Annotated in this window: 3 protein-coding genes; all 3 read left to right on the top strand. The window is 71.7% G+C overall.

What is annotated here, in order from left to right:
* The first annotated feature begins 51 nt into the window (after positions 1-51).
* The 3 genes from LOY02_RS17630 to LOY02_RS17620 all read left to right on the top strand — a co-directional run bounded on the left by LOY02_RS17630 (position 52) and on the right by LOY02_RS17620 (position 5,197).
* Positions 52-1,122, top strand: coding sequence for an alpha/beta fold hydrolase (locus LOY02_RS17630; RefSeq protein ID WP_317183676.1), 1,071 nt, complete (start codon positions 52-54; stop codon positions 1,120-1,122).
* Between the two features lie 116 nt (positions 1,123-1,238).
* Complete coding sequence (locus tag LOY02_RS17625) at positions 1,239-2,450, top strand: hypothetical protein (protein ID WP_317183675.1); 1,212 nt, start codon at positions 1,239-1,241, stop codon at positions 2,448-2,450.
* Complete coding sequence (locus LOY02_RS17620; RefSeq protein WP_317183674.1) at positions 2,447-5,197, top strand: multicopper oxidase domain-containing protein; 2,751 nt, start codon at positions 2,447-2,449, stop codon at positions 5,195-5,197. The genes LOY02_RS17625 and LOY02_RS17620 overlap by 4 nt, the downstream gene beginning before the upstream one ends.
* The last annotated feature ends 149 nt before the right edge of the window (positions 5,198-5,346 follow it).

The raw sequence follows: 5,346 nt of genomic DNA, 5'->3' as shown, positions 1-5,346 counted from the left end.
CTGCTAGACAGGCCAGAGCTCCTGACCGGCTGCTGCAGAAGGGATCCCGCCGTGCCCGCATCCTCGGACTTCACGTGTTCGATCGTCGAGACGCCGCGCCTGTCCATGAACGTGTGGACCAGCGGACCGCAGGACGGCGCACCCGTCCTGCTCCTCCATGGCAACCTCACGACGGGAGGCTTCTGGACGTACGTGGCCGCGGAGCTGCCCGACGACGTGCGGGTGATCGCGCCCGACCTGCGGGGATTCGGGCTCACTGACGAGGTTCCCATCGACGCCACCCGCGGCCTCGGCGACCTGTCCGACGACGTGCACGGCCTCCTCGAGACCCTCGGGCTGGCGGGCCGGCGTCGGGTCACGGGAGCGGGCTGGTCGATGGGCGGCGGCGTGCTCCAGCAGCTGCTGCTCGAGCACCCCGACGACCTCGGGGCCTTGGTCCTCGTCGCGCCGGTCTCGCCCTATGGCTTCGGCGGGACGACCGACACCTCAGGGACACTGGCCTACCCGGATGCCGCCGCGAGCGGTGGCGGGGGGGCGGCCCCGGAGTTCGTCCGGCGGCTGCGCGAGAAGGACCGGAGCGAGGATGACCCCACCTCCAGTCCGCGGGTCATCCTTCGCTCGTTCTACGGCGCCGGAGCCAACGCCGCGAACGTCGACGAGGAGTTCCTCCTCTCCGAGGCCCTCACGACACGGGTCGGGGACGACTACTACCCCGGCGACAGCCGCCCGTCCGACAACTGGCCGGCCCTGGCGCCCGGGGACCGAGGCGTGCTCAACACCATGGCTCCGAACCACTACGACACCTCGGCCATCGCGCAGAGCACGGCGGGCATCCCCATCACCTGGGTCCACGGCAGTGAGGACCTTGTCTGCAGCGACCGGTCGATGTTCGACTTCGGCACCCTCGGCGAGCTCGGAGCCGTCCCGGGCTGGCCCGGTGCCGACGTCCTGCCGCCCCAGCCGATGAAGCAGCAGACCCGTGCGATGCTCGCCGGATATGCCGCGCAGCCGGGCCAGGAGCACCTCGTCAAGGAGGTGGAGCTCGAGGGCATCGCGCACGGCCTGCCCCTCGAGGTTCCCGGGCGACTGGCCGAGGAGATCGTGGCCATCGCGCCCCGCTGACCATCGCGCGCCGGTGATCGGCCCAGCTACGGGCCCCAGCCGGGCCTCCGCTCGGTCCCGGACAGGCCCCGGGGCCGGGTTTGGCCCACGGTCCCCAATTATCTACAGTGGGAACCGTGCAAAATGTTCGGCCGGGTGGTGTCGCCCTCTCGCGGGCCGTCTTCCTCGTCCCGGCGGGCCTTGCCATGCTCGCGGGGCTCGACGCGGCCCTCCTCCTCGTCGGCGTCGGGGCGCCCGTCCGGTCCGACCGGATCGCTGACCTCCACGGCATGCTCATGGTCGCCGGCTTCCTCGGCACCCTCATCGCGATGGAGCGAGCCGTGGCGCTGCGCCACCCGCTCGGCTTCGTCGCCCCCGGTCTCCTCGGCCTCGGCGCGATCGCCCTGCTCAGCCCTGCCCCGGTGGTCCTGGGCCAGCTGCTCCTCGTCGACGGCAGCATCGCCTTCGTCGCCGTCTATGCCGCGCTCTGGCGCCGCAACCGCGACGACGTCGTCGCCGTGGAGATGCTGGGCGCGGTCCACCTCACCATCGCCTCCATCCTGTGGCTGCGCGCCGACGTGCCGTGGCTCATGCCCTGGCTCGTCGGCTTCCTCGTCCTGACGATCTGCGCCGAGCGGGTCGAGCTGGCGCGGCTCGCGATGCCGTCGACCGGCGGCCGCACTCTTGTGCTCCACGCTGCCGCGCTCACCCTCGGGCTCGTCCTCACCCTGGCGTGGCCCGATGCCGGCGCGCGGGCCTCCGGCCTTGTCATCGCCTCCATCGTCATCTGGCTCGTCCGCCACGACGTCGCGCGCCGCACGATCCGCGCCACCGGTCTGCCCCGCTTCAGTGCCGCCGCGCTCCTCGGCGGCTACGTCTGGCTTCTGCTCGCGGCCCTGGTCTGGCTGTTCGCGGGCGCCCAGACCGAGGGCGCGCTCTACGACGTCGTTGTCCACGCGGTCATGCTCGGCTTCGCCATCTCGATGGTCATGGCGCACGCGCCGATCATCCTGCCGGCGGTCCTCAAGCGGCCCCTCCCCTACCGGTCGGTGATGTGGATACCGCTCGCGCTCATGCACGTCGGCCTGGCCGTCCGGGTCGTCGCCGGTGACCTCGCCGGACAGCGCACGGCGTGGCAGGTCGGATCGGTCACCAACATCGTCGCGCTGCTCCTCTTCTTCGTCGTGGCGGCCGGGTCCAGCATCGTGGGCCTCGGCGCGGCCCGACCGAGAGGCACCGCCGCCCCGACCGCCACGTCCACGCCTCCTGCCGCGTCCCCCGCGACCTCCACAGCGACATCCACAGCGACATCCACAGCCACGTCGACCGGGATCCGGAGTCCTTCATGAGTACCCGTGGCGCGTGGTTCATGCGCGATCGGCCCGTCGTCTTCTGGTTGCTGGCGGCCTTCCTCGTCAGTCTCATCCACCCGTTCCTGCCCTACTCCCGCTGGCTCATGGTCCACCTCGTCGTCCTCGGCGCGGTCACGCATGCAGCCATGGTGTGGAGCGTCCACTTCACCGAGGCCCTGCTCAAGACCCGCGCCGGATTCGAGGAACGGCGGCGCCAGACCATCCGCCTCGTGGTCTTCCAGGTCGGCGTGCTTCTTGTCCTCGTCGGCGTCCCGACCCGCGTCTGGCTGCTCACCCTCGTCGGCGGGACCCTCGTCTCCGCTGCCGTCCTCTGGCACGCGGTGATGCTCGTTCGGCGTCTCCGGGCCGCGCTGCCCGGACGGTTCCGGGTCACCGTCCGCTACTACATCGTGGCCGCCCTCCTCCTTCCGGTCGGCGCCACCTTCGGGGTTCTGCTCGCCCGTGGGGACGACCACGTCGGCGCCGCCGACGCGGGGCACGCCCAGCTCCTCGTCGCCCACACCATGGTCAACCTGCTCGGCTGGATCGGCCTCACCGTCCTCGGCACGCTCGTCACCCTCTGGCCCACGATGCTGCGCACCCGGATGGCGGACAACGCCGAGTCCGCCTCGCAGCACGCTCTCCCGGCGCTCGCCGCCGGCCTGACGCTCGTCATCGTCTCCCCGCTCGTCGACCTGGCGTTCCTCGGTGCCGCGGGGATCGTCCTCTACCTCGGCGGGACGCTCTGGGTCTACCGGCCCATCGTCTCCGCCGCTCGGCGGCGGCCGCCCTACGCCTTCCCGACGATGTCGGCGGGGGCCGGGCTCCTCTGGCTGCCCGTCGGGCTCACGCTCATGGCATGGTCCCTCGCCACGCGGGGCTCGTGGGACGACCTCGCCGACAACTACGGCGCGCTGACGACGATCTTCGTCGTCGGCTTTGCACTCCAAGTGCTCCTCGGCGCCCTGTCCTACCTCCTCCCCGTCGTCATCGGCGGCGGGCCGTCAGTGCTCCGCGCCGGCATGGTCGAGCTCGAGCGATGGGGCACCGCCCGCGTCGTCGTCGCCAACCTCGGCCTGGCCCTCTGCCTGCTGCCCGTGCCGAGCCTCGTGCGCGTCGTCCTGTCGGTCCTCACCCTCGCAGCCCTGGCCCTGTCGATCCCTTTGATGCTCAGGGGAATCCGAGCCTCGATCCGGGCGAAGCGGGACAAGGAGTCTGGCGCCCAACCGGGTGCCGAGCCGACCACTGCCCCCAGGCGCTCGCGGAGCGAGGTCGAGGTGCAGACGGCGCAGTCCGCCGCGCAGACCTGGTCGCGTCCGCAGCTGCTCGCCGGAGTCGCGATCATCGCCGTCGGCGCCTCGCTCGGGGTCGGCCTCGACCCGACGGCGGCAGGCCTGTCCGTCGCCGGGGGCACGACCTCCAACGCCGCCGAGGTCAGCCCGACCGGAAACACGACGACGGTGCGGGTCACCGCGCGTGACATGCGGTTCACGCCCGCGACGATCTCCGTCCCACTCGGCGACCGCCTCGTCATCGAGGTCGAGAACACCGACCCCAGCGACGTCCACGACCTCGTCCTCGCGAGCGGCGAGCGCACCGGACGAATCAGCCCCGGCGACACGCGAAGCCTCGAGGTCGCGGTCGTCGGCTCCTCCATCGAGGGTTGGTGCTCGGTCGTCGGCCATCGACAGATGGGCATGGTCTTCGCCGTCAACGCCATCGGGGAGGACCCGTCCGGCCAAGCTGGCGGGACCGGCGGGACCGGGAGCGACGGACCCCCGGCGGACAGCGCGGCGGGAGCCCACGACGCGACCGGGCACGACACCCGGGCGGGCTCTGCGAGCCCCGCGATCGACTTCATGGCGAAGTGGGACGGTGGCTCAGCGGCATACGACCCGGTTCTTCCTCCCCTCACCGACGAGAAGGTGCGCCGCGTGACGCTCACGGTGCGCGAGGTGGAGCTCGAGGTGGCGCCCGGCGTGACGCAGACCCGGTGGACGTACAACGGCTCATCGGTCGCCCCGACGCTCCACGGGCGGGTCGGGGACACCTTCGAGGTGACGCTCGTCAACCACGGCTCCATGGGCCACTCCATCGACTTCCACGCGAGCGAGCTCGCACCCGACGGGCCGATGCGCACGATCAAACCGGGCGAGAGCCTCGTCTACCGGTTCACCGCGAAGCGCTCGGGCATCTGGATGTACCACTGCGCGACGATGCCGATGGCGACCCACATCGCGGCCGGCATGGCCGGCGCCGTCGTCATCGAGCCCGAGGGCCTGCCCGACGTCGACCGGTCGTACCTCATGGTGCAGTCCGAGATCTACCTCGGTGCGCAGGGCGATCCGGTCAACGCGGACAAGGTCGTCGCGGAGCAACCGGACGCCGTGGTCTTCAACGGCCACGCGAACCAGTATGTCGACGACCCGCTCGAGGCACGGGTCGGCGAGCGCGTGCGGATCTGGGTGCTCGACGTCGGCCCGAACCGCCCGACGTCCTTCCACATCGTCGGTGGCCAGTTCGACACGGTTTACAAGGAGGGCACCTACCTGCTCCGCGACGGCCGCGGACCGCTCGACCCGCCGGGCATGACGACCGGCGGCTCCCAGGTGCTCGACCTCGCTGCCGCACAGGGCGGATTCGTCGAGCTGAGCTTCCCCGAGCCGGGGCACTACCCCGTGGTCAACCACGTCATGGTGGACGCCGAGCGCGGCGCACGAGGGATCGTGCACGTGCTGCCGTAGGTGCCTAGGGTGGGCTCCATGCCGTCCCAGTCGCCAGCCCCGTCGCCGGCCGCACCGGCCAGCCCGTCCCGTTCGCTCGAGATCGCCCGCTCGATCGCGCCCGACCTCGTCGCGCTGCGACGCCGCCTGCACCGGACGCCCGAGATCGG

It is taken from the genome of Intrasporangium sp., from assembly GCF_032907665.1.
Taxonomy (GTDB): Bacteria; Actinomycetota; Actinomycetes; order Actinomycetales; family Dermatophilaceae; genus Intrasporangium.
This window is presented reverse-complemented; position numbering and strand designations above follow the sequence as displayed.

Coding starts and splice junctions, on each gene's coding strand:
- LOY02_RS17620 (WP_317183674.1), top strand. CDS start 2,447: ATGAGTACCCGTGGCGCGTGGTTCATGCGCGATCGGCCCGTCGTCTTC.